Annotated in this window: 19 protein-coding genes; 12 read left to right on the top strand and 7 right to left on the bottom strand. The window is 69.3% G+C overall.

All coding sequences use genetic code 11. The features are described from left to right. Positions 1-64 precede the first annotated feature (64 nt). From RBJ77_RS24805 to RBJ77_RS24770, 8 genes are all read left to right on the top strand, one after another. Entirely contained in the window at positions 65-2,998 is a 2,934-nt protein-coding gene (locus RBJ77_RS24805) for a M14 family zinc carboxypeptidase (protein WP_372347050.1), read from the top strand. 190 nt (positions 2,999-3,188) lie between these two features. Next, on the top strand, positions 3,189-4,199 hold the full coding sequence (gap, locus tag RBJ77_RS24800) for a type I glyceraldehyde-3-phosphate dehydrogenase (protein ID WP_255969618.1): 1,011 nt from the start codon (positions 3,189-3,191) through the stop codon (positions 4,197-4,199). 117 nt (positions 4,200-4,316) lie between these two features. Then, a complete protein-coding gene (gene pgk, locus RBJ77_RS24795) occupies positions 4,317-5,528 on the top strand; it encodes a phosphoglycerate kinase (protein WP_372347049.1) in 1,212 nt (403 codons plus the stop codon). 39 nt (positions 5,529-5,567) lie between these two features. Then, positions 5,568-6,323 carry a triose-phosphate isomerase gene (gene tpiA / locus RBJ77_RS24790; protein ID WP_372347106.1) on the top strand — a complete coding sequence of 252 codons (756 nt, stop codon included), beginning with the start codon at positions 5,568-5,570 and terminating at the stop codon, positions 6,321-6,323. A 115-nt stretch (positions 6,324-6,438) separates the two neighbouring features. Then, positions 6,439-6,669, top strand: coding sequence for a preprotein translocase subunit SecG (gene secG / locus RBJ77_RS24785; protein WP_018533286.1), 231 nt, complete (start codon positions 6,439-6,441; stop codon positions 6,667-6,669). A 231-nt stretch (positions 6,670-6,900) separates the two neighbouring features. Continuing rightward, on the top strand, positions 6,901-7,236 hold the full coding sequence (locus RBJ77_RS24780; protein WP_003976875.1) for an RNA polymerase-binding protein RbpA: 336 nt from the start codon (positions 6,901-6,903) through the stop codon (positions 7,234-7,236). 157 nt (positions 7,237-7,393) lie between these two features. After that, entirely contained in the window at positions 7,394-9,049 is a 1,656-nt protein-coding gene (pgi, locus tag RBJ77_RS24775) for a glucose-6-phosphate isomerase (protein ID WP_372347048.1), read from the top strand. Positions 9,050-9,118: 69 nt separating this feature from the next. Continuing rightward, complete coding sequence (locus tag RBJ77_RS24770) at positions 9,119-9,601, top strand: DUF2087 domain-containing protein (RefSeq protein WP_372347047.1); 483 nt, start codon at positions 9,119-9,121, stop codon at positions 9,599-9,601. A gap of 87 nt (positions 9,602-9,688) precedes the next feature. On the opposite strand, the gene pgl is transcribed toward RBJ77_RS24770, so the two are convergent. The 5 genes from pgl to tkt are packed head-to-tail and all read right to left on the bottom strand — an operon-like array spanning position 9,689 to position 16,337. Next, a complete protein-coding gene (gene pgl, locus RBJ77_RS24765; RefSeq protein WP_372347046.1) occupies positions 9,689-10,468 on the bottom strand; it encodes a 6-phosphogluconolactonase in 780 nt (259 codons plus the stop codon). A 24-nt stretch (positions 10,469-10,492) separates the two neighbouring features. Further along, a complete protein-coding gene (gene opcA, locus RBJ77_RS24760) occupies positions 10,493-11,560 on the bottom strand; it encodes a glucose-6-phosphate dehydrogenase assembly protein OpcA (protein WP_372347045.1) in 1,068 nt (355 codons plus the stop codon). Further along, positions 11,557-13,092 (bottom strand): glucose-6-phosphate dehydrogenase, encoded by a 1,536-nt coding sequence (gene zwf, locus RBJ77_RS24755; RefSeq protein WP_255969600.1) that lies wholly within the window; start codon positions 13,090-13,092, stop codon positions 11,557-11,559. The genes opcA and zwf overlap by 4 nt, the downstream gene beginning before the upstream one ends. Positions 13,093-13,096: 4 nt before the next feature. Then, entirely contained in the window at positions 13,097-14,215 is a 1,119-nt protein-coding gene (gene tal / locus RBJ77_RS24750; protein WP_255969597.1) for a transaldolase, read from the bottom strand. 34 nt (positions 14,216-14,249) lie between these two features. Further along, positions 14,250-16,337 (bottom strand): transketolase, encoded by a 2,088-nt coding sequence (tkt, locus tag RBJ77_RS24745; RefSeq protein WP_372347044.1) that lies wholly within the window; start codon positions 16,335-16,337, stop codon positions 14,250-14,252. A gap of 403 nt (positions 16,338-16,740) precedes the next feature. On the opposite strand from tkt, the gene RBJ77_RS24740 reads away from it, so the two are divergent. The 3 genes from RBJ77_RS24740 (at position 16,741) to RBJ77_RS24730 (ending at position 19,429) form a co-directional block, all read left to right on the top strand. Further along, entirely contained in the window at positions 16,741-17,703 is a 963-nt protein-coding gene (locus RBJ77_RS24740; RefSeq protein WP_372347043.1) for a heme o synthase, read from the top strand. Between the two features lie 94 nt (positions 17,704-17,797). Next, on the top strand, positions 17,798-18,133 hold the full coding sequence (locus RBJ77_RS24735; protein WP_255969588.1) for a hypothetical protein: 336 nt from the start codon (positions 17,798-17,800) through the stop codon (positions 18,131-18,133). 129 nt (positions 18,134-18,262) lie between these two features. Further along, a complete protein-coding gene (locus RBJ77_RS24730) occupies positions 18,263-19,429 on the top strand; it encodes an amidohydrolase (RefSeq protein WP_372347042.1) in 1,167 nt (388 codons plus the stop codon). Here RBJ77_RS24730 and RBJ77_RS24725 read toward each other — a convergent pair. Then, positions 19,410-19,829, bottom strand: coding sequence for a MarR family winged helix-turn-helix transcriptional regulator (locus RBJ77_RS24725; RefSeq protein WP_372347105.1), 420 nt, complete (start codon positions 19,827-19,829; stop codon positions 19,410-19,412). The two genes, RBJ77_RS24730 and RBJ77_RS24725, sit on opposite strands and share 20 nt — an antisense overlap. 264 nt (positions 19,830-20,093) lie before the next feature. Here RBJ77_RS24725 and RBJ77_RS24720 point away from each other — a divergent pair, with 264 nt between their 5' ends. Beyond that, positions 20,094-20,909 carry an alpha/beta fold hydrolase gene (locus RBJ77_RS24720; protein ID WP_372347041.1) on the top strand — a complete coding sequence of 272 codons (816 nt, stop codon included), beginning with the start codon at positions 20,094-20,096 and terminating at the stop codon, positions 20,907-20,909. 148 nt (positions 20,910-21,057) lie between these two features. On the opposite strand, the gene RBJ77_RS24715 is transcribed toward RBJ77_RS24720, so the two are convergent. Next, on the bottom strand, positions 21,058-22,083 hold the full coding sequence (locus RBJ77_RS24715) for a heme A synthase (RefSeq protein WP_372347040.1): 1,026 nt from the start codon (positions 22,081-22,083) through the stop codon (positions 21,058-21,060). Between the last annotated feature and the right edge of the window lie 113 nt (positions 22,084-22,196).

Below are 22,196 nucleotides of genomic sequence, written 5' to 3'. Positions count from 1 at the left end.
CTGGCGCCAGTTCGCTACTGCGGCATCACGCCACAACCGCGACAGACAACCGCAAGGGGGGCTCATGAGACGAAGAGCGAGATCGGTCCTCGCTGTCGGAGCACTTGTCCTGGGGCTGGGAGGGGCGGTCATCGCGCCCGTCGCCCAGGCGGACGGCGGAGGGTCCACCAAGAGGAGCTCGGCGAGCGACGACCCCGGCGCGGACGCCGTCAAGGTGTTCCGCGCCGACGTGACGAAGGAGCAGGTGCCCCTGCTCCTCCAGGCGGGCCAGGACGCCCATGAACTCAGCGAGCAGGCACCCGAGAAGGGCACCGCGGAGGTCGAGGTCTACCTCACCGACCGACAGGCCGCCGCACTGCGCAAGGAGGGCGTGAAGCTCACCGAGCACCGGCTGACCGCCAAGGCCGAGGCCCGCGTGGAAGCCGCGGGGGACGGGGTCTTCCGCCCCTACAGCGGAAAGGGCAACCTCCAGGAGGAGGTGCTCCGCACCGGGCAGGAGCACCCCGACCTCACCAAGGTCGTCTCCATCGGCAAGACGCTCCAGGGCCAGGACATCCTCGCGATCAAGGTGAGCAAGGGCGCCAAGAAGGTCAAGGACGGCGCGAAGCCCTCCGTGCTCTACATGTCGAACCAGCACGCGCGCGAGTGGATCACCCCGGAGATGACCCGCCGCCTGATGCGCCACTACGTGGACAACTACGCCAAGGACGCACGCATCAAGAAGCTCGTCGACTCCACGGAGCTGTGGTTCGTCCTCTCCGCCAACCCCGACGGCTACGACTGGACGTTCAAGGACGAGGCCAACCGCCAGTGGCGCAAGAACATGCGCGACAACAACGGCGACGGCAAGTACACCAACGCCGACGGCGTCGACCTCAACCGCAACTTCGCCTACAAGTGGGGCTACGACGACGAGGGCTCGTCCCCGAGCCCCGCCAATCAGACCTACCGCGGCGCGAGCCCGAACTCCGAGCCGGAGACCAGGGCCGTCGACGCCTTCGAGAAGCGCGTCGGCTTCGACTACGCCATCAACTACCACTCCGCGGCCGAACTCCTCCTCTACGGAGTGGGCTGGCAGGTCGCCACTCCGACCCCGGACGACGTCCTCTACGAGGCGCTCGCCGGCACCCCGGAGAACTCCGCGATCCCCGGCTACCACCCGCAGGTCTCCTCGGAGCTGTACACGACGAACGGCGAGGCCGACGGGCACGCCGGCAACGTGAACGGCGTCTCGATGTTCACCCCCGAGATGAGCACCTGCCAGACCGCCTCGAACGTCGACCCGAACGATGCGTGGCGGCCCCAGGACTGCGCGTCGATCTTCACGTTCCCGGACGACGAGAAGCTCATCCAGGCCGAGTTCGCGAAGAACGTCCCCTTCGCCCTCTCCGTCGCGGAGACCGCGTCCCACCCCGACCAGCCCTCGTCCTCGGTCGGCCTGGAGGCCCCCGACTTCACCCCGGCGAAGTTCAGCACTTCGTACGCGCGCGGTGGTGACCAGGAAGTATCCGTCGTCGTACGTAAGTCGGTACGCGACAAGGAGCTGAACTACCGCATCAATGGCGGCCGTTCGCACGACGAGGAATTGCGGGCCTGGAAGGGCGGCGAGACCTACGGAGGCGACGACAATCTCCACTTCGACGCCTATAGGGCGAAGGTCGAGGACGCCGATGTGGGCGACAAGGTGGACGTGTGGTTCACCGGACGCACGAAATCCGGAAAGCGCACCAGTAGTGAGCACTTCACGTACACCGTCGCGGCCCGCCCGAAGGGCGACACTCTTGTCGTCGCGGAAAACGACGCCGCAGGGACGCAAACGGCCGCCTACGTAGACGCGCTCAAGGCAGCCGGGCGCAGCGCCTCCGTCTGGAACGTCGCCCAGCAGGGCGCACCCGACGCCCTGGGCGTCCTGGACCACTTCAAGGCGGTCGTCCACTACACGAGCGCCGACCGCCCCGGCCTGGCCACGCAGCTGGCCCTGCGCGACAACCTGAACGAGGGCGGCAAGCTCGTCGAGGCCGGTGAGAAGGCGGGTGGCTCCGTCGCCATCGGCGACACCACGACGAACGACTTCAGTCAGTACTACCTGGGCGCCTACTCCCGCACGGCCGCCCCGGTGGCGACCCGCTTCGACGGCTCCGGCGCCCTCGACGGCATCGCGGCCGCGCTCGGCGACGCCCCCGGCAACCCGCTGAACGGCGCCGGTCTGTACGAGGCCACCTCGGCCACCCTGCCGCAGTTCAAGAGCGCGGGAGCGGGCCAGTACGAAGGCGCGGGCATGGCCGCCGCCGTCCACACGGACGACGCCTACAAGCGTCTGACCCGCACCATCGACCTCACCGGCGTCACCGCGGCGCAGCAGCCGTCCTTGCGGATGCAGCTCCTCTGGGACACCGAGCAGGGCTACGACCACGTCATCCTCGAAGCCCACACGGCCGGCGCGGAGGACTGGACGACCCTGCCGGACCGGGACGGCCTGACGTCGAACAAGGTGCCCACCGAGTGCGAGGCCGGCTTCTTCGTCCAGGACCACCCGGCGCTCACCCGCTATCTGACGCCGGACGGCGCCGCCTGCGGGAACACCGGGACCTCCGGGGCCTGGAACAGCCTCACCGGCTCCTCGGACGACTGGAAGACGGTGACGTACGACCTGAGCGCCTACGCGGGCAGGTCCGTCGAGGTGTCCCTCGCCTACGTCTCCGACCCCGGCACCGGCGGCGAGGGCGTGCGCGCCGACAACGCCTCCGTGGTCATCGGGGGACAGGCGACCGAGACCGAGGGCTTCGAGACGTCCCTGGGCGTCTGGACGGTCCCCGGACCGCCAGCGGGGAGCCCGCCCGCCGTCAAGGACTGGGCGCGCGCCCAGGACCTGTTCACGACCTACGGCGCGGTCAGCACTCCGGACACCGTTCTCCTCGGATTCGGTCTGGAACACGTCACCGGAACCGCGGACCGAAATGCGCTCATCCGAAAGGCCCTGCGCTCAATTAGCGACTAATCAGGTCTGAAATACCGGAGAAATATGCGGCGGCCCGTACGTTACTGGCGAGTACGGGCCGCTGTGCCCTGCATAGAGCCGCTCGATGTCACCCCAAGCCCTTATGGGAGGTAGGGTCGGAGGCGGTCGGGGACATCCCAATAAATCTCGCCGGCGTCGAAACCCGGCGTACCAACGAGGAGATCGGTTCGTGACGATCCGCGTAGGCATCAACGGCTTTGGCCGCATCGGTCGTAACTACTTCCGCGCGCTGCTGGAGCAGGGTGCAGACATCGAGATCGTGGCTGTCAACGACCTTGGTGACACCGCGACCACCGCACACCTCCTGAAGTACGACACCATCCTGGGCCGCCTCAAGGCCGAGGTGTCGCACACCGAGGACACCATCACCGTCGACGGCCACACCATCAAGGTGCTGTCCGAGCGCAACCCCGCCGACATTCCGTGGGGCGAGCTGGGCGTCGACATCGTCATCGAGTCGACCGGCATCTTCACCAAGAAGGCCGACGCCGAGAAGCACATCGCGGGCGGCGCCAAGAAGGTCCTCATCTCGGCTCCGGCCTCCGACGAGGACATCACCATCGTGATGGGCGTCAACCAGGACAAGTACGAGCCGGCGAACCACCACGTCATCTCGAACGCGTCCTGCACCACCAACTGTGTGGCGCCGATGGCCAAGGTTCTCGACGAGAACTTCGGCATCGTCAAGGGCCTCATGACGACGGTCCACGCGTACACGAACGACCAGCGCATCCTGGACTTCCCGCACAAGGACCTGCGTCGCGCCCGCGCCGCCGCGGAGAACATCATCCCGACCACGACGGGTGCCGCCAAGGCCACCGCCCTGGTCCTGCCGCAGCTCAAGGGCAAGCTCGACGGCATCGCGATGCGCGTCCCGGTCCCGACCGGTTCGGCCACCGACCTGGTCGTCGACCTGCAGCGCGAGGTCACCAAGGACGAGGTCAACGCCGCGTTCAAGAAGGCCGCCGACGACGGCGACCTGAAGGGCATCCTCTTCTACACCGAGGACCCGATCGTGTCCTCGGACATCGTGAGCGACCCGGCCTCCTGCACCTTCGACTCCTCCCTGACGATGGTTCAGGAAGGCAAGACGGTGAAGATCCTCGGCTGGTACGACAACGAGTGGGGCTACTCCAACCGCCTCGTGGACCTGACGGTCTTCGTCGGTGGTCAGCTCTAAGGTTCTTAGAGCAGCAAGGCACTTAGATGTGAGCGAAGGGTCCGGACCCGCGCGACGCCGCGCGCCGTCCGGGCCCTTCGCGCGTCAGCCTCAAAGCCCTCTCAAGGAGTCCAGTTCATGAAGACCATCGAGGAACTTCTCGCCGAAGGGGTCGACGGCAAGCGGGTGTTCGTCCGCGCCGACCTCAACGTGCCGTTGGCCGATGGCCTGATCACCGACGACGGCCGCATCCGCGCCGTCCTGCCCACCGTCAAGGCCCTCGCCGACGCGGGCGCCAAGGTGGTCGTCGCCTCCCACCTGGGCCGCCCCAAGGGCGCCCCGGACCCGGCGTTCTCGCTCCTGCCCGCCGCCGAGCGCCTCGCCGAGCTCCTCGGCAAGCCGGTCGCGTTCGCCCAGGACACGGTCGGCCCCGCCGCCCACGACGCCGTGGACGGTCTGGAGCCCGGCCAGGTCGCCGTCATCGAGAACCTGCGCTTCAACGCGGGGGAGACGAGCAAGGACGACACCGAGCGCGGCGAGTTCGCCGACCAGCTCGCCGCCCTGGCCGACGTCTACGTAGGCGACGGTTTCGGCGCGGTGCACCGCAAGCACGCTTCCGTGTACGACCTTCCGGCCCGGCTGCCGCACTACGCCGGCTTCCTCATCGCCACCGAGGTCGGCGTCCTGAAGAAGCTCACGGAGGACGTCAAGCGCCCCTACGTGGTCGCGCTCGGCGGCGCCAAGGTCTCCGACAAGCTGGCCGTCATCGACCAGCTGCTCGGCAAGGCCGACCGCCTCCTCATCGGTGGCGGCATGGCGTACACGTTCCTCAAGGCCAAGGGCTACGAGGTCGGCATCTCGCTGCTCCAGGAGGACCAGCTGCCGGCCGTCACCGAGTACATGGAGCGCGCCGAGAAGAACGGCGTGGAGATCGTGCTGCCGGTCGACGTCCTGGTCTCCACGGAGTTCCCCGACCTGAAGACGAAGGCCCCGGCCAATCCCTCCACCGTCGCCGCGGACGCCATCCCGGCCGACCAGGAAGGTCTGGACATCGGTCCGGAGACCCGCAAGCTGTACGCCTCGAAGCTCGCCGACGCCGCCACCGTCTTCTGGAACGGCCCCATGGGCGTCTTCGAGCACCCCGACTACGCCGAGGGCACCAAGGCGGTCGCCCAGGCCCTCATCGACTCTTCGGCGTTCACCGTGGTGGGTGGCGGAGACTCCGCCGCGGCGGTCCGTACGCTGGGCTTCGACGAGAAGGCATTCGGCCACATCTCGACCGGCGGCGGCGCCTCCCTCGAGTACCTCGAGGGCAAGACGCTGCCCGGTCTCGCCGCACTGGAGGACTGACCCCGCATGACCGCTCCTGTACAGGGCCGCACGCCGCTGATGGCGGGCAACTGGAAGATGAACCTCAACCACCTCGAGGCCATCGCGCACGTCCAGAAGCTCGCCTTCGCCCTCGCGGACAAGGACTACGAGGCCGTCGAGGTCGCCGTCCTGCCGCCGTTCACCGACCTGCGCTCGGTGCAGACGCTGGTCGACGGCGACAAGCTCAAGATCAAGTACGGCGCCCAGGACATCTCGGCGCACGACTCCGGTGCGTACACCGGTGAGATCTCGGGCCCGATGCTCTCGAAGCTCAAGTGCACGTACGTCGCGATCGGCCACTCCGAGCGCCGGCAGTACCACAACGAGACCGACGAGATCGTCAACGCCAAGGTGAAGGCCGCCTACAAGCACGGCCTGACCCCGATCCTCTGCGTCGGCGAGGAGCTGGACGTCCGCGAGGCGGGCAACCACGTCTCCCACACGCTCGAGCAGGTCGAGGGCGGCCTCAAGGACCTGCCCGCCGAGCAGGCCGAGACCATCGTCATCGCCTACGAGCCGGTGTGGGCCATCGGCACCGGCAAGGTGTGCGGCTCGGACGACGCGCAGGAGGTCTGCGCGGCGATCCGTGGCAAGCTCGCCGAGCTGTACTCGCAGGACGTCGCCGACAAGATCCGCATCCAGTACGGCGGCTCGGTGAAGTCGGGCAACGTCGCGGAGATCATGGCCAAGCCCGACATCGACGGCGCCCTCATCGGCGGTGCCTCGCTGGACACCGACGAGTTCGTCAAGATCGTCCGCTTCCACGAGCAGTGACGCGGCCAGTGAGTATGCGCTAGCGGCGATACGTCGTACCCTTGCGGGGCCGAGGCTCCATCCAGAGCTTCGGCCCCGTCCGAACAAGTCCGAGGAAGTTGGTCCAGCCGTGGTTATGGGGTTCTCGATCGCCCTGATCGTCTTCAGCCTGCTGCTGATGCTCCTGGTGCTCATGCACAAGGGAAAGGGTGGCGGCCTCTCCGACATGTTCGGTGGCGGCATGCAGTCCTCCGTCGGCGGCTCCTCGGTCGCCGAGCGGAACCTCGACCGGATCACGATCGTGATCGGTCTGCTCTGGTTCGCGTGCATCGTCGTGCTCGGCATCCTGATGAAGATCAACAACTGACCTTCGGGCGCCGCGCCTTCGGTACGACCCGTTACAACTGCACATAGCTCACGTAAAGCCCCATGTACGGTACGCGCTCAACAGCGCGGCCTATCATGGGGCTTGCGTCTAGGGGAGGGGATGTAACTCCAATCACTGGACGCGCGTTGGGCCTTACGTAGACTGAGGCGCTCCGCGGCGAAGCGAGACGCCGACACGCTTCGCGGCACCATCACGCAGGGAGTTACGACCGTGGCAAGTGGCAACGCGATCCGAGGAAGTCGGGTCGGGGCGGGGCCGATGGGCGAGGCCGAGCGTGGCGAGTCCGCGCCGCGCCTGCGCATCTCCTTCTGGTGCTCGAACGGGCACGAGACGCAGCCGAGCTTCGCCTCCGACGCGCAGGTGCCGGAGACCTGGGACTGTCCGCGCTGCGGATTCCCGGCCGGGCAGGACCGGGACAATCCGCCGGACCCGCCGCGTACCGAGCCGTACAAGACGCACCTCGCGTACGTGCGGGAGCGGCGCAGCGACGCGGACGGCGAGGCCATCCTCGCCGAGGCGCTCGCGAAACTGCGGGGCGAGATCTGACATACCGGCCGGGCCGGGCACTTGGGACAGTGCCCGGCCCGTTCGCGTGCCCGGGATTCGCTGCGTCGAAAGGCCCGATTCACCCTGATCAACTAGGTTGGGTGGCGGAAGTGGGGCAAGGCCCGTACGCGCGTGCGAGAGAAGGCTGAAGGTCGAGATGAACGCGTCCGACAAGCAGGTAGCACTGACCCAGACGCCCGAGTGGCAGGCGCTCGTCAAGCACCGGGAACAGCTGGGTGGCGTGGGCCTCCGGGAGCTGTTCGCGGCCGATCCGGCGCGCGGCTCCGGCTATGCGCTGCAGGTCGGCGATCTTTACCTCGACTACTCCAAGCACCTGGTCACGGACGAGACGCTCCGGCTGCTGCGCGAGCTGGCCGCCGCGACCGACGTCTTCGGTCTGCGCGACGCCATGTTCCGCGGCGACAAGATCAACACCACCGAGGGCCGGGCCGTGCTGCACACGGCGCTGCGCGCCCCGCGCGACGCCGTGATCGAGGTCGACGGCGAGAACGTGGTGCCGGGTGTGCACGCCGTGCTCGACAAGATGGCGGCCTTCGCCGACAAGGTGCGCTCGGGCGAGTGGACCGGTCACACCGGCAAGCGCATCAAGAACGTCGTCAACATCGGCATCGGCGGCTCCGACCTCGGTCCGGCGATGGCCTACGAGGTGCTGCGTTCCTTCACCGACCGCGATCTCACGGTCCGCTTCGTGTCGAACGTCGACGGGGCCGACCTCCACGAGGCCGTACGGGACCTGGACCCCGCCGAGACGCTGTTCGTCATCGCCTCCAAGACCTTCACCACCATCGAGACCATCACGAACGCGACTTCCGCGCGCAACTGGCTCCTCACCGAGCTGAGGGCCGGTCAGGAAGCCGTCGCCAAGCACTTCGTGGCCCTGTCGACGAACTCCGAGAAGGTGTCGGACTTCGGCATCGACACGGCCAACATGTTCGAGTTCTGGGACTGGGTCGGCGGACGTTATTCGTATGACTCCGCGATCGGCCTCTCCCTGATGATCGCCATCGGTCCCGCGGCGTTCCGCGAGATGCTCGACGGCTTCCACCGCGTCGACGAGCACTTCCGCACCGCGCCCGCCGAGTCCAACGTGCCGCTCCTGATGGGCCTGCTGGGCATCTGGTACGGCAACTTCCACGACGCCCAGTCGCACGCCGTGCTGCCGTACAGCCACTACTTGTCGAAGTTCACCGCCTACTTGCAGCAGCTCGACATGGAGTCGAACGGCAAGTACGTGCAGCGCAACGGCGAGGAGGTCGGCTGGCAGACCGGCCCCGTGGTGTGGGGCACGCCGGGCACGAACGGCCAGCACGCCTACTACCAACTCATCCACCAGGGAACGAAGTTGATCCCGGCGGACTTCATCGGCTTCGCCGAGCCGGTCGCCGATCTGCAGCCCGGGCTCGTCGCCCAGCACGACCTGCTGATGGCCAACTTCTTCGCGCAGACCCAGGCGCTCGCGTTCGGCAAGACGCCGGACGAGGTGCGCGCCGAGGGCGTCGCCGAGGAGCTGGTGCCGCACAAGACGTTCAAGGGCAACCACCCGACCACGACGATCCTGGCGAAGGAACTGACCCCGTCGGTCCTCGGCCAGCTCGTCGCGCTCTACGAACACAAGGTGTTCGTCCAGGGCGCGGTCTGGAACATCGACTCCTTCGACCAGTGGGGCGTCGAGCTCGGCAAGGTCCTCGCCAAGCGCGTCGAACCCGCCCTCACCGAAGGCGCCGACGTCCCGGGCCTGGACGAGTCGACCAAGGCACTCGTCGCCAAGTACCGCGAGCTGCGCGCCCGTTAATCGGATGCGCGAGGGTCTTCCGGCGGGTGAGACTGCCCGTCCGTCCGTCACCCCGCCGGGAGGCACCTCGTGGACCACCTCATGTCGGCACTCGCCGACCCCGAACGACTCAGGCTGTACGCCCGCATCGTGCTGGACGACCTGCCACCGCGCGAGGCCGACTCCCCGGTCGCCCGCAAGCACCTGGGCAAGCTGATCGCCTCGGGGCTCGTCGAGCGGCGCGAGGACGGGTCGCTGCGGGCCGGGCCCGAGGTGTTCCGCCGGGCCCGGACTCCCGAGCCCACCACGGGAGTTCCGCGCCATCTCACCGGATTCTTCGCCGGCGGCCGGCTGACGGCGATCCCGGTGCGCCCCGCCGTGCGGCACGAACTCCTCGTCCACCTCACGGACACCCTCTTCGACACGGACCGCACCTACAGCGAGCGCGAGATCAACGAGGCCCTGCACACCGTCCACGACGACACCGCCGCCCTGCGCCGCTACTGCGTCAGCGAGGGGATCCTCGTACGGGAGCGGGACGGGTCCGACTACCGGCTTCCGCAGCCCGCGTAGGACCGCCGCCCGGCACACGATCCATGAGGAAGGGCCCCGCCTCCCTGAGGAGAACGGGGCCCTACGCGCGCGTGGTGGCGATGCGCGTCACGCGACAGCGGGCGGATACAGCTCCGGCGGCAGCTGCGACGCCGCCGCGGAGTCGAGCAGCCACAGCGTGCGCGAGCGGCCGTAGGCGCCCGCGGCCGGGGCCTGGATCTCGCCCGCGCCCGACAGGGCGATCGCGGCGGCCTTCGCCTTGTCCTCGCCGGCCGCGAGGAGCCACACCTCACGCGCGGCACGGATCGCCGGGAGCGTGAGCGTGACGCGGGTGGGCGGGGGCTTGGGCGCGCCACGCACGCCGACGACCGTCCGCTCCGTCTCACGGACCGCCGGGAGCTCGGGGAAGAGCGACGCGACGTGCGTGTCCGGGCCGACGCCGAGCATCAGGACGTCGAAGGTCGGCACCGGGCCGTGGTCCTCGGGGCCCGCGGCAGCGGCGAGTTCGGCGGCGTACGCCTCGGCCGCGGCGTCCGCCTCGTACGGGCCGTCCGACGCGGGCATGGGGTGCACGCGCGCGGGGTCGAGCGGCACCGCGTCGAGCAGCGCCTCCCTGGCCTGGGTGTAGTTGCGCTCGGGGTCGCCGTCCGGCAGGAACCGCTCGTCGCCCCACCACAGGTCGAGGCGGCCCCAGTCGATCGCGTCCCGCGCGGGGGCCGCGTTCAGGGCCGCCAGCAGGCCGTTGCCGTTGCGGCCGCCGGTGAGGACCACGGAGGCGTAGCCGCGGGCGGCCTGGGCGTCGACGATCTTGGTGATCAGTCGGGCCGCGGCCGCCTGCGCCATCAGCTCCTTGTCGCGGTGGACGACGAGTTGGGGTGCTGCGCTCACTGGTCTGCACTCACTGTTCTGCGCTCACTTCGTGGTCGCCTTCTTGGCCGGAGCCTTCTTCGCGGGGGCCTTCTTGGCCGGCGCCTTCTTCGCGGCCGCCTTCCGGGCGGGTGCCGCCGTCGGAGCGGCCGACTCCACCGGCTCGGGCGCCGTCATCTGTGCCTCCGACTCACCCAGCCGGTCCACGCCGAACCGCAGCGCGGCGGCGTACGTGTCGTCCGGGTCGAGCCGGCGCAGCTCCTCCGCGATCAGCTCGGACGTCTCGCGGCGCTTGAGCGCGACCGCGCGGTCCGGCTGGCCCTGGATGGAGAGCGTGGCCAGGGTGCCGTCGGCCCGGTCGAGCACGATCGGGCCGCAGGTGGACTCCAGGCGTACGCCGGTCAGGCCGGGGCCCGACGACAGCGAGCGCTTCACCGGGACGTCGAGGCGGTCCGCGAGCCACATGGCGAGCAGCTCGCAGCTCGGGTTGAACTCCTCGCCCTCGACCTCGACGGAGGTGACGTCACAGGTGACCTGGTCGAGCGCCGCGGCCAGCATTGAGCGCCATGGCGTGATCCGGGTCCAGGACAGGTCCGTGTCGCCGGGCGAGTAGGACGCCGCGCGGGCCTCCAGCTCGTGGACCGGCTGAACGGCCGCGTACGTGTCCGTGACGCGGCGCTGGGCCAGGGCGCCCAGCGGGTCCTGCGCGGGGTCGAGAGGGGCGTCCACGGGCCACCAGACCACCGTCGGGGCGTCCGGCAGCAGGAGCGGCAGGACGACCGACTGGGCGTGGTTGATGACCTCGCCGTACAGGCGCAGCACCACGGTCTCGCCGGTGCCGGCCTCCACGCCGACCCGCACCTCGGCGTCGAGCCGCGACTTCGTGCGGTCGCGCGGGGAGCGGGAGACGCGCTTGATGACGACGAGCTTGCGCGAGGGGTGCTCGCGCGAGGCCTCGTTGGCCGCCTTCAGGGCGTCGTAGGCGTTCTCCTCGTCGGTGACGATGACGAGGGTGAGCACCATGCCGACGGCAGGGGTGCCGATGGCGCGGCGGGCCTTGACCAGCGCCTTGTTGATCTTGCTGGAGGTGGTGTCCGTAAGGTCGATCTTCATGGGCGCCGCCAGCTCCGTCCGTCTCGTGCGAGCATTTCGTCCGCCTCGGCGGGCCCCCACGTGCCGGACGGGTACTGCGCCGGCTTCCCGTGCGTGTCCCAGTGGTTCTCGATCGGGTCGAGGATCTTCCAGGACAGCTCGACCTCCTCCGTGCGCGGGAAGAGGTTCGAGTCGCCCAACAGGACGTCCAGGATGAGCCGTTCGTAGGCCTCCGGGCTGGACTCGGTGAAGGACTCGCCGTAGGCGAAGTCCATCGAGACGTCCCGGATCTCCATCGACGTGCCCGGCACCTTCGAACCGAACCGGACCGTGATGCCCTCGTCCGGCTGGACGCGGATCACGATCGCGTTCTGGCCCAGCTCCTCCGTCGCCGTGTGGTCGAAGGGGGAGTGCGGGGCGCGCTGGAAGACGACGGCGATCTCGGTGACGCGACGGCCCAGGCGCTTGCCGGTCCGCAGGTAGAAGGGCACGCCCGCCCACCGGCGGTTGTCCACCTCCAGCTTGACGGCCGCGTACGTGTCGGTCTTCGACTGCGGGTCGATCCCGTCTTCCTGGAGGTAGCCGACGGCCTTCTCGCCGCCCTGCCACCCGGCCGCGTACTGGCCGCGCACCGTGTCCTTGCCGAGGTCCTTCGGCAGCTTGATCGCGCCGAGCACCTTGGCCTTCTCGGCGACGAGCGCGTCCGCGTCGAAGGAGGCGGGCTCCTCCATGGCCGTGAGCGCCATCAGCTGGAGGAGGTGGTTCTGGATGACGTCGCGGGCGGCGCCGATGCCGTCGTAGTAGCCGGCGCGGCCGCCGATGCCGATGTCCTCGGCCATCGTGATCTGCACGTGGTCGACGTACGACCGGTTCCAGATCGGCTCGAACATCTGGTTCGCGAAGCGCAGCGCCAGGATGTTCTGGACCGTCTCCTTGCCCAGGTAGTGGTCGATCCGGAACACCTGGTCCGGGTCGAACACCTCGTGCACGATCGCGTTCAGGTCCTTGGCCGACGCGAGGTCGTGACCGAAGGGCTTCTCGATGACGGCGCGCCGCCACGAGCCCTGCGGCGCGTCCGCCAGGCCGTGCTTCTTGAGCTGCTGCACGACCTGCGGGAAGAACTTGGGGGGTACGGAGAGGTAGAACGCGAAGTTCCCGCCCGTGCCCTGCGACTTGTCGAGGTCCTCGATCGTCGACTTCAGGGTCTCGAACGCGTCGTCGTCGTCGAAGTTGCCCTGGACGAAGCGCATGCCCTGGATGAGCTGCTGCCAGACCTCCTCGCGGAACGGCGTCCGCGCGTGCTGCTTGACCGCGTCGTGCACTTCCTGCGCGAAGTCCTCGTCCTGCCACTCGCGGCGGGCGAACCCGATCAGCGAGAAGCCCGGGGGCAGCAGGCCCCGGTTGGCGAGGTCGTACACGGCAGGCATCAGCTTTTTACGCGACAAATCGCCCGTGACACCGAAGATCACCAGACCCGACGGCCCCGCGATGCGCGGGAGCCGTCGGTCTGCGGCGTCACGGAGCGGATTGCGGTTCGCTCCGTGTGCGGTCAAGGGATCAGCCCTCCGAGGGGGCGAGGCGCTTGAGCTCCGCCTCGGTCGACTTGAGCAGGTCGTTCCAGGCCGCCTCGAACTTCTCGACGCCCTCGTCCTCGAGCAGCTGCACGACCTCGTCGTACGAGATCCCCAGCTTCTCGACGGCCTCCAGCTCGGCGCGGGACTGGTCGTACGTGCCCGCGATCGTGTTGCCGGTGATCTGGCCGTGGTCGGCCGTCGCCTCCAGCGTGGCCTCCGGCATGGTGTTCACCGTGCCAGGGGCGACCAGGTCGTCGACGTACAGGGTGTCCTTGTACGCCTTGTCCTTCACGCCGGTCGAGGCCCACAGCGGACGCTGCTTGTTGGCCTGCGCCTTGTCGAGGGCGGCCCAGCGGTCACCGCTGAACACCTCCTCGAACGCCTCGTACGCGAGGCGCGCGTTGGCCAGACCGGCCTTGCCGCGCGCGGCCTTGGCCTCGTCCGTGCCGAGGGCGTCGATCCGCTTGTCGATCTCGGTGTCCACGCGGGACACGAAGAAGGACGCGACCGAGTGGATCTTGGAGAGGTCCAGGCCGGCGGCCTTCGCCTTCTCCAGACCGGCCAGGTACGCGTCCATGACCTCGCGGTAGCGCGCGAGCGAGAAGATCAGCGTCACGTTCACGCTGATGCCCTTGCCGATGGTCTCGGTGATCGCGGGCAGGCCCGCCTTGGTCGCCGGGATCTTGATGAGCGTGTTCGGCCGGTCCACCAGCCACGCCAGCTGCTTGGCCTCGGCGACCGTGGCCTGCGTGTTGTGGGCGAGCCGCGGGTCGACCTCGATCGACACCCGGCCGTCCTGGCCGCCGGTCGCGTCGAAGACCGGGCGCAGGATGTCGGCGGCGTCGCGGACGTCCGCCGTCGTGATCATGCGGATGGCCTCTTCGACGGTGACCTTGCGGGCGGCGAGGTCGGTGAGCTGCTGCTCGTAACCGTCACCGCTGGAGATCGCCTTCTGGAAGATCGACGGGTTGGTGGTGACGCCCACGACGTGCTGCTGGTCGATCAGTTCGGCCAGGTTGCCGGACGTGATCCGCTTGCGCGACAGGTCGTCCAGCCAGATCGCGACGCCTTCCTCGGAGAGGCGCTTCAGTGCGTCTGTCATGGAAATTGCATCTCCTACGTGTCGTGTACGGGCGTCAGCGCTGAGCCGCGGCGAGGGATTCCCGGGCCTTGGCCACCACGTTCTCGGCAGTGAAGCCGAACTCGCGGAAGAGGACCTTGCCGTCCGCCGAAGCACCGAAGTGCTCCAGGGAAACGATGCGACCGGCGTCCCCGACGTACTTGTGCCACGTCAGACCGATCCCGGCCTCGACCGCGACCCGGGCCTTGACCGACGGCGGCAGGATGCTGTCCCGGTACCCCTGGTCCTGCTCCTCGAACCACTCGACCGACGGCATGGACACCACGCGCGTGGCGACGCCCTCCGCCTCCAGGGTCTCGCGCGCCTCGACGGCGAGCTGCACCTCGGAACCGGTGGCGATCAGGATCAGGTCCGGCGTGGCCTTCGAGGCCTCGACGAGCACGTAACCGCCCTTGACGGTGTCCTCGTTCGCCTCGTACGTCGGCACGCCCTGGCGGGTCAGCACCAGACCGTGCGGGGCGCTCTTGCCGTAGTCCTTCTTGCCGCGCTTGAGGATCTCGCGCCAGGCGATGGCCGTCTCGTTGGCGTCGGCCGGACGCACGACGTTCAGGCCGGGGATCGCGCGCAGCGACGCCAGGTGCTCGACCGGCTGGTGCGTCGGGCCGTCCTCACCGAGTCCCACGGAGTCGTGCGTCCACACGTACGTCACCGGAAGGTGCATCAGGGCCGACAGGCGCACGGCGTTGCGCATGTAGTCGGAGAACACCAGGAAGGTGCCTCCGTAGATACGCGTGTGGCCGTGCAGCGCGATGCCGTTCATCTCCGCGGCCATGGAGTGCTCGCGGATGCCGAAGTGGATCGTGCGGCCGTACGGGTCGGCCTCCGGCAGCGGGTTGCCCTTCGGGAGGAAGGACGACGTCTTGTCGATCGTCGTGTTGTTCGAGCCCGCGAGGTCGGCGGAGCCGCCCCACAGCTCGGGGATCACGGCGCCGAGGGCCTGCAGGACCTTGCCGGACGCGGCACGCGTCGCGACACCCTTGCCGGTCTCGAAGGCGGGGAGCTTCTCCTCCCAGCCGGCCGGCAGCTCGCCCGCGTTGATCCGGTCGAACTCGGCGGCGCGCTCCGGGTTGGCGGTGCGCCACTCCTGGAACGACTTCTCCCACTCGGCCTTGGCCTGGGCGCCGCGGTCGAGAGCCTTGCGGGTGTGGTTGATGACCTCGTCGGAGACCTCGAAGGACTGCTCCGGGTCGAAGCCGAGCACGCGCTTGGTGGCGGCCACCTCGTCGGCGCCGAGCGCCGAGCCGTGCGCGGCCTCGGTGTTCTGCGCGTTCGGGGCGGGCCAGGCGATGATCGAGCGCATCGCGATGAAGGACGGCTTGTCCGTGACCTTCTTGGCCGCCTCGATGGCGTTGTAGATCGCCTCGTGGTCGAGGTCGCCGTCCGGCTTCGGGGCGACGCGCTGGACGTGCCAGCCGTACGCCTCGTAGCGCTTGCAGGTGTCCTCGGAGACCGCGGTCTCGGTGTCGCCCTCGATCGAGATGTGGTTGTCGTCCCACAGCAGGACCAGGTTGCCGAGCTGCTGGTGCCCGGCCATCGAGGACGCCTCGGCGGAGATGCCCTCCTGGAGGCAGCCGTCACCGGCGATCGCGTACACGAAGTGGTCGAACGGGGAGGTGCCCTGCGGGGCCTCCGGGTCGAACAGACCGCGCTCGTAGCGGGCTGCCATCGCCATGCCCACGGCGTTGGCGACGCCCTGGCCCAGCGGGCCCGTGGTGGTCTCGACACCGGTGGTGTGGCCGTACTCCGGGTGCCCGGGGGTCTTGGAGCCCCACGTCCGGAACGCCTTCAGGTCGTCCAGCTCCAGGCCGAAGCCGGCCAGGTAGAGCTGGATGTAGAGGGTCAGGGACGAGTGACCGGCGGACAGGACGAAACGGTCCCGCCCGACCCAGTCGGCGTCCGCCGGGTCGTGCCGCATCACCTTCTGGAAGAGGGTGTACGCGGCAGGGGCCAGGCTCATGGCCGTACCGGGATGGCCGTTACCGACCTTCTGTACGGCGTCGGCGGCCAGGACGCGAGCGGTGTCAACGGCCCGCTGGTCCACATCGGTCCACTCGAGGTCTGTGGTGGTCGGCTTGGTGCTCACCCTGAGTCAGGGCTCCTCTCCACATGGTTGATACCGGTGACGTCGGTCTCACCGGCCGTTGTCGAGCCTACCCTTGCTAGAACGTGCATTTTTTCGAGTCATTCCAGACTGCCGGGACTCCGCCGAATCCGCCTCCTGACAGGGATCGACGCCGTTCGTCACCTGAATACGGAGCCGCTCATCTGGGGGCTCATCCGGGGACGCAAAAGCTCATCTGGAGGAGCGCGCGCCGACCCGGCGAACGCGCCCGTTGCCTCCTTCGCGGCATGCCGCCCAACACGACCCCACCCCCACGAAGGGCGAGGTATAGGCAACGTCTACAGTGGCGTGGTACGCGCGAGCCTTTACCGGGACTTCACATCAAGTGGTCTGCATCGGGGGCTCGCTGGAGTCTCTGTCAGGGGTGTGCGTGACGGCCGTCGAATCCCGTCCTCCGGGAGCGCTCGGGACGAGCAGCACGAGCAGCAGCCGCGGCCAGCGGCCGTTCGGGGCCCGAGTCAAGGCGTTCGTGGCGCTGACCAAGCCGCGAATCATCGAGCTGCTGCTCATCACCACGGTTCCGGTGATGTTCCTCGCCGAGCAGGGTGTGCCGGACCTGAAGCTGGTGTTGATCACCTGCCTCGGCGGCTACCTCTCCGCGGGCGGCGCCAACGCGCTGAACATGTGGTACGACCGCGACATCGACGCCCTGATGGAGCGCACGTCGCAGCGTCCGCTGGTCACCGGCATGGTGAGCCCGAAGGAGTGCCTGGTCTTCGGCATCTCCCTCGCGGTGATCTCCACGCTGCTGTTCGGCTTCGCGGTCAACTGGCTCTCCGCATGGTTGTCCCTGGGCGCACTGCTCTTCTATGTGGTCGTCTACACGATGATCCTGAAGCGCCGCACGTCGCAGAACATCGTGTGGGGTGGCATCGCCGGCTGTCTGCCGGTCCTCATCGGCTGGTCGTCGGTCACGAACTCGATGTCCTGGGCGCCGGTCATCCTCTTCCTCGTGATGTTCTTCTGGACGCCGCCGCACTACTGGCCGCTGTCCATGAAGGTGAAGGACGACTACGCGCGCGTGGGCGTGCCGATGCTTCCGGTCATCGCCTCCAACAAGGTGGTGGCGAAGCAGATCGTCGTCTACAGCTGGGTCATGGTCGTGGTCTCGCTGCTGCTGACGCCGCTGGGCTACACCGGCTGGTTCTACACGGTGGTCGCGATCCTCGCGGGCGGCTTCTGGCTGTGGGAGGCGCACGGTCTGCAGAACCGCGCCAAGGCCGAGGTCACGGGCGGGAAGCTGAAGGAGATGCGACTGTTCCACTGGTCCATCACCTATGTGTCGCTGCTGTTCGTGGCGGTCGCCGTGGACCCGTTCCTGCGCTGATCGCTCGCTGATCGTCCCGATGGGTGGGGCGCGTGGCCCAGACCACGCGCCCCACCCATCGCTTGTTTGGCTACTCGTCGGTAGCATCCTGTCCATGGCAGAGACTCAAGTGGTTGAGGCGCCCGGTCGGGCGGCGAAGGACGAGCGCCGGGCGGCCAAGCTGGCCAAGCAGATCGGCGCGTTCGCCAAGGCGCACGGCGGCGCCGAGGGACAGCTCGCGTACATCGGCGAGCGCGGCACCCGCATCGTGCTCGTCGGCGAGGACGGCGGCTGGGGCGACCTGGTGGCCACCACCTACGAGGTCGCGCAGAAGGCCGTCGACAAGGCCGGGATCACCGTCCACGAGGACTTCGACGGCGACTTCGCGGCCAAGGTCGAGACCGGACCCTACGAGTGGAAGCGGATGGCGGGCATCCAGCTCGGCGGCTGATCCACGCTCGTTCGGGGCTGCCCGGCGCACGGCGATGGGCGCAGGTGTACGACTGTCGGTCGAGCAACACCAGGCGCCCGTTCACCCGTTAGGACTGTAGGAGCACGGTCCATATACGGGGAGCCCCGGATGATCGAAACGCCGTCCCTGGTGGATCAGAACTGCCATGGGGTGCTGCGTACGGAACTGGGCCTCGGCACGTTCGAGGCCCACCTCGGCCGGGCCGAGGGACCGCCCGCCCCCGGCACCACCTTCTTCGACACCCAGACCGGATTCGCGGTACGCCGCTGGTGCCCGCCGCTGCTCGGCCTGGAACCGCACTGCCCGCCCGCCCGCTATCTGGCCCGTCGCCGCGAACTCGGCGTACTGGAAGCGGGCCGCCGTCTGCTGCGCGGCAGCGGCATCACCACGTACCTCGTGGACACGGGCCTGCCCGACGACCTGACCTCGCCCGCCGAGATGGCCACGGCGGCGGAGGCGGAGGCGCACGAGATCGTCCGCCTCGAACTGCTCGCCGAACAGGTCGCCGACACGTCGGGGACCGTCGAGTCCTTCCTCGCGAACCTCGCGGAGTCGGTGCACGCCGCGGCCGTCGGCGCGGTCGCCTTCACCTCGGTCGCGGGCGTACGCCACGGCCTCGCGCTCGCACCGCAGCCGCCGGGGCCCGGCGAGGTGCGGGGAGCGGCGGGGCGGTGGCTGGCGGGGCGGCCGGTGGGCGGTCCGCTGACCGACCCCGTCCTGCTCCGGCACGTGCTGTGGATCGCGGTCGCCTCGGGCCGGCCGCTGCAACTGCACGCGGGACTCGGCGAACCGGGGAACGGGATCCCCTCGGCGCGGACGGAGTCGAGCGCCGCCCGGGGCGGCATCGACCGCGCCGACCCCGTGCTCCTCGCGGACTTCGCGCGCGCCACGGCCGGGCTCGGCACCGACCTCGTCCTGCTGCACGGCTACCCCTACCACCGGCACGCCGCCCACCTGGCCGGGGTCTTCCCGCACGTCTACGCCGATCTGGGCCCGGCGCTCGCCCGCACCGGAGCCCGGGCCGCCGCGGTCCTCGCGGAGATCCTCGAACTGGCCCCGTTCGGCAAGCTGCTCTTCTCCAGCGGGGCGCGCGGACTGCCCGAGCTGCACGTGGTGGGGGCGCGGCTGTTCCGGGAAGCGCTGGGCCGGGTGCTCGGCGGTTGGGTGGCCGAGGGTGCGTGGTCGCTGGCGGACGCGCAGCGGGTGGCGGGGATGATCGCGGCGGGGACGGCCCGGCGGGTGTACGGACTCGACGTCACGGGCGAAGGCGGCTGACCGCCTCGGGCGTGAGGTGCCGGGCGAGCACGGCGAGGGCGTCCGTGACCTCCCGCAGCCGGTCGGCGTCGGCGCCGCCGAGCGCCGCGGTCAACGCCTCTTCGATGCCGGCCCCGCGGACCTCGGCGACCCGCTCGGACACCGCGGCGGCCTGCCGGATCAACTGCCGCCTGCCGTCGGACGGGTCGGGCGCGGTCTCGACGGAGCCGGTCTCCTTCAGCCGTGCCACGGCGCCGGACACCTGGCTCTGGGGGAGGCCGGTGCGGGCGGCGATCGCGCCGACCGAGGTGTTCTCGTGCGCGTAGACGTCGCTGAGGACGACCAGCACGGCGCGGGTGCCGCCACGGAACGGGCCTGACCCGACGACGGGCTCCGGCAGCGCCTCCTCGCCGATCTTCATCAGCGTCCGGCCGAGGAGGAACAGCTCGACGGGGGTGAGGGAGGGCGCGGTGTTGTCGCGCCGGGGGGCGGACCAGGGCTCGGACGAGGGCTCGGGCGACGGTTCGGGTGAAGGGTGGGGTGCGGGGGCCATGGCGCGATATTACATCGATGTAGATGCATCTGAGAAGATGAATCTATCTTGATGCATCGAAATAGATGGAGTACGGTGAAGGTGTTCGAAGGGCGACGGATGCCTTTCGGAGTACTTGACCTGGGGGTTTCGATGTTTCTCACCGTCGACGGAGCCAAGCTGTACTACGAGGTCCGGGGGAGCGGTCCGCTGTTGCTCGTCGCGCAGAGCGGAGAAGGGGACGCGGATCGCAGCGTCGACCTGGTCGACCGGCTCGTCGCCCGGTACACGGTGGTGACGTACGACCGGCGCGGACTGTCCCGCAGCGAGCTCGCCGACCCGGAGCGCGGGGTGAGGATGGCGCAGCACGCCGATGACGTGCACCGGCTGCTGGCCGAGCTGACGGACGAGCCGGCACTGATGCTCGGGTGCAGCATGGGCGCGTCGATCGGGCTGCATCTCGCGGTGCGGCACCCGGAGCAGCTGGCGACCCTCGTCGCCCATGAACCGGTGTCACCCGCGTTCCTGCCCGCCGATCGCAGGCCCCACCACGTGCGTGAGCTGCTCGCGCTCCAGCAGGTCCACCGGGACGGGGGCCTCCAGGCGGCTTTCCCGGAGATGGCGCGGGTGCTCGGGATCGACCCGGTGAAGCAGCAGACCGAGCCGGACCTCACCCCGATGCCGCTCACGGCGCAGCGCGTGGCGAACTTCGCGTTCTTCATCGAGCGGGAGTTCACGGCGGTGATCCAGGCGGAGCTGGACGTCGACGCCGTCGCCCGGTCCGCCGTCCGGATCGTGCCCGCGGTCGGCCGTGCCACGGCCACCGGCGTCTTCGACCGGCAGTGCTCTCTCGAACTTGCGCGGATACGAGGGGTGCAGGCGCAGGAGTTCCCCGGCGGGCACAACGGGAACACGACGCATCCGCGTGCCTACGCGGCCCGGCTGGAGGAGGTGCTCCGTGAAGAGTGAGCGCTCATCCGCGGATGAGCGCTTGCCGGCGGGCCAAGGGGCGGTGACGGATGAAGAGGCCGTGCTGAGCGAAGAGGCCGTACTGGGTGAAGAGGCCGTTCCGGGGGAGGAGCCGGCATCGGGTGACGGGCGGGCGGCGCCCCGGCCGTCAGACCGACGAGAGCGCCGGGTCCGCCTGGGCCGGTACGTCCACGGTGGACTGGGGGCGCTCCCGCAGCGAGAGCACGACCCGCAAGACGCCGATCCACACCAGTGCCGAGCCCAGCATGTGCAGGCCGACCAGAACCTCGGGGAGGTCGGTGAAGTACTGGACGTAGCCGATGACGCCCTGAGCGAGCAGGATCAGGAACAGATCGCGGGTGCTGTGCAGCGGACCCTTGGGCGCGTCGACCGCCTTGAGGACGAACCAGAGGGCGAAGGTCAGCGTCACCACGATCCAGGCCAGGACCGAGTGCAGCTTCGTGACCGTCTCCCAGTCGAGCGGCATGCGCTTGACGTCACTGGAGTCACCTGCGTGCGGACCCGCACCGGTCACGACCGTGCCGATGGCGATGAGCAGGCCCGACGCCACGACCATGAACCAGACCAGCTGCTTGACCGACTTGCCGACCAGGGGCCGCGGCTCCGCGTCGCCCTCGCGGGTGCGCTGCCACATCAGCACGGCGACCGTGAGCAGCGCGGTGGTCAGGATGAAGTGGGCCGCGACCGTGTACGGGTTGAGGCCGACCAGGACGACGATGCCGCCGAGGACCGCGTTCCCCATGACGATCCAGAACTGGGTCCAGCCCAGCCGGGTCAGCGACCGGCGCCACGGCTTCTGCGAGCGGGCGGCGATGATGGCCCAGCCGACCGCGGCGCACAGCACGTAGGTGAGCATGCGGTTGCCGAACTCGATGGCGCCGTGGAAGCCCATCTCGCTCGTGGCGGTCAGCGACTGGTCGGTGCACTTGGGCCAGGTCGGGCAGCCGAGGCCCGAGCCCGTCAGGCGCACCGCGCCGCCGGTGACGACAATGACCACCGTCATGAGGACGGCGGACAGGGCCGCGCGCTGGACGGTCCGCTGAGCGGGGGTCCAGCGTTCGGCGATGAAGGCGAGCGGGTTGCGCACCGCCTGGACGGCGTCGGCACGGGTCACGTTTGGCACGGGGCCATCGTAGGCGGAGGCTTTGTGCATCCGTTCACGAGGGGTGCGAATCGGGCCGTGAGGTGTCTTACGTTCGGCCCGTCGCCGTCGCCGTCGCCGTCGCTGCCGCCGTCGCCGTCGCCGTCGCTGCCGCCGTGGCCGTC

The sequence above is a fragment of the Streptomyces sp. KL116D genome (assembly GCF_030766975.1).
Lineage (GTDB): Bacteria > Actinomycetota > Actinomycetes > Streptomycetales > Streptomycetaceae > Streptomyces > Streptomyces longispororuber_A.
This window is presented reverse-complemented; position numbering and strand designations above follow the sequence as displayed.